This is a genomic window from Nocardioides sp. CPCC 206348 (assembly GCF_048654705.1).
Lineage (GTDB): Bacteria > Actinomycetota > Actinomycetes > Propionibacteriales > Nocardioidaceae > Nocardioides.
In genome coordinates, this window is sequence record NZ_JBMCZA010000229.1 from 53,724 (window position 1) to 56,426 (window position 2,703).

Here is a 2,703-nt window from a genome sequence, read left to right on the forward strand (position 1 = left end):
CAACGAGCGGCGTATCGAGACGCAGGAGGCACGTGATGGACAGGTACGCCGCAGCGGCGCGGGCGAACGTCCCTCCGTTCCATGTCATGGACCTGCTCGCGGGGGCGGCGGAGCGGCAGCGCACCCACGGCGACCTGGTCAATCTCGTCGCCGGCCAGCCCAGCACCGGCGCACCGTCGCCGGTCAGCGCCGAGGCGATCCGGTTGCTCGGCACGGGTGACCCGCTCGGCTACACGACCTCGACGGGCATCCCCGAGCTCCGCGAGGCGATCGCCGGCCACTACCGCCGGTCCTACGCACTGGAGATCAGCGCCGACGACGTCATCGTGACGACCGGATCGAGCGGCGGCTTCCTGCTCGCGTTCCTGGCCGCGTTCGACGCGGGCGACCGCGTGGCGATCGCCCGCCCCGGCTACCCCTGCTACCGCAACGTCCTCAGCGCACTGGGGTGCGAGCTCGTCGAGATCCCGACCGGCCCGGCGACCCGCTTCCAGCCGACGGTGGAGCAGCTGGCCGAGGCGCATGCACGCACGCCGTTCGCCGGCCTCGTCGTGGCGAGCCCGGCCAACCCGACCGGCACGATGCTGCTGCCCGAGGAGCTGGCCGCGATCGCGCGCTGGTGCGACACCCACGGCGTCCAGCTGGTCTCCGACGAGATCTACCACGGCATCGAGTACCCCGACGGCCCCAGCGGCACGGGAAGCCTGGCGAGCTCGGCCTGGCAGACGTCACGCGAGGCCGTCGTGTTCGGGTCGTTCTCGAAGTACTTCTCCATGACCGGCTGGCGACTCGGCTGGATGCTGGCCCCCGAGCGACTGCGCCGACCGGTCGACGTACTGACGGGGAACTTCAGCATCTGTCCCCCGGTCCTGGCGCAGCACGCGGCACTGGCGGCGTTCGACGACGCGTCGTACGCCGAGCTCGACGCGCACGTCGGGCGCTACGCCCACAACCGCGGGCTGCTGCTCGACGGGCTGCGACGCCTGGGCATCACCGAGCTCGCCCCGGCCGACGGCGCGTTCTACGCGTACGCCGACGTCCGGCACCTGACGAACGACTCAATGGCCTACGCCCGCGACCTGCTCGCCCGCACCGGTGTCGCGGTCGCCACCGGCATCGACTTCGACACCGTCGACGGCGGCAGGTTCCTCCGCTTCAGCTTCGCGGGTACGACGGCCGACATCGTCACCGCGCTGGACCGCCTCGACGGACACCTCTGAATCAACAGGTTTGAGGATCCCGATCCGGGGAAGGGGCGCGTTTCATGTACGGCGACACGGAACTCATCCGGCGCCGCGTCTCGGCACTGCGCGACCAGGGCGCCGAGGTGCGGGCCCTGGCCGACGAGCTCGTCGCGCGGGTCGAGGGCCTCGGCTGGACCGGCCGCGCGGCTGACGCGATGACCGAACGCGTCTCCGATCGCGCCCGCCACCTCCGCACGGCCGCCAGCGGCCATGTGGCCGCTGCCGACGCGCTCGCCTCGCACGCCGAGGCGGTCGACCTGGCCACCGACGACATCGCGAACGTCGAGGCCCGGGTGACCGCGATGGTCGCCGACGCCCGGGCACGGATCGCGGCCATCGCTGCCGCCAACGAGGACGGCCGGCCCGCCGTCACCCCCGATCCCACCGACGAGACCCTGGCCGCGTTCGTGGCCCCGCCGCGCGGACACCGTGACTGGCTCGACGTCGACGTCCCCGGACTGGAGCGCTGACGTGCCCACCATCGACCTGACCCGGATCCCTTCGAGGGAGCCCGAGCCGCCCGCACCCGTGCCGCTGCGCAGTCCGATCGACGCCGCACCCCGCCGCGTGGGCCTGACGCTTCCCGAGCTCCAGCACGCCGCACGGCTGGCCGGCGACGCTCCGCTGCCGTTCGACGTGGCGCCGCCCGCGGCCACCGACGCGATGCAGTCGCGCCTGGGCCAGAGCCCGGCCACCACCGAGGACCAGTCGTACCGCTCCGTGGTCGACGCCCTGAACGAGCCCGTCGAGTCGCTGACCCGCCGAGGGCTGGTCGTCGACGGCGTCCTCGATCCCGGCGTCGCCGGCGCGATCGGCCTGCTCGCCGCTCCGCACATCGCGCTCGAAGCGGACCTGCGGATCGGGGAGGTCCAGGCCAAGGTCTGGCACCGCCAGGAAGGCGCGGCGGTCGCGTCGCTGTCCACGGTCGACGGCATCGTCTTCGAGCTCGGCTGGTTCGGCGTCGACGCCTGGGCGGCCGAGCTCGCCCGCGTCGCCGCCCCGTCCGAGGAGGCCGCGCTCAAGCCCTCCGTCCTGCCGTCGTACGTCGACCTCCCGCTCGAGCTCGCGGACGCGGCTGCCGAGGCCGTGCGCGTGGGCCGGGGGGATCTCATCCCGGTGCTGACCTCGCGTCACTCCGGGGCCACCCGCGGACCTGAAGGGGTGCTGTCCGACGACGTGGTCGCCCGCTTGCTGGTGGCGTTGTCCGGTGAGGCGCAGGGCCGCTTGCGCGCCCTGGTGGCCGACGTGTCCGGGGACGAGGTCGACACAGTCGGCGTCGTGTCGTGGACGCTGCTCGCCGACGGCTGGCGAGCACTGCGACCGCATCACGAGGACGGCGTCCTGCGCCTGGAGATCCGTGCCGTCGAGCCCGCCGACCTGGCCGGCGTGATCGCTCCCGTGATCGCGCCCCTCGTCGCCACCGCCGCTGGGGAGGACCGATGACCCCCGAGACCGAAGA

Annotated in this window: 3 protein-coding genes; all 3 read left to right on the plus strand. The window is 73.3% G+C overall.

Going from position 1 to position 2,703, the window contains the following annotated elements; genetic code table 11:
- Positions 1 to 35: 35 nt before the first annotated feature.
- From ACOADB_RS26085 to ACOADB_RS26095, 3 genes are read left to right on the plus strand one after another with little or no spacing between them, the layout of a single operon-like run.
- Positions 36 to 1,220, plus strand: a complete 1,185-nt coding sequence (locus ACOADB_RS26085) for a pyridoxal phosphate-dependent aminotransferase (protein WP_378605845.1) — start codon at positions 36 to 38, stop codon at positions 1,218 to 1,220.
- Between the two features lie 44 nt (positions 1,221 to 1,264).
- A complete protein-coding gene (locus ACOADB_RS26090; protein ID WP_378605848.1) occupies positions 1,265 to 1,714 on the plus strand; it encodes a hypothetical protein in 450 nt (149 codons plus the stop codon).
- 1 nt (position 1,715) lies between these two features.
- The gene (locus tag ACOADB_RS26095) at positions 1,716 to 2,687 is read left to right on the plus strand and encodes a hypothetical protein (RefSeq protein ID WP_378605851.1); all 972 of its coding nucleotides are present in this window, start codon (positions 1,716 to 1,718) and stop codon (positions 2,685 to 2,687) included.
- Positions 2,688 to 2,703: the final 16 nt, after the last annotated feature.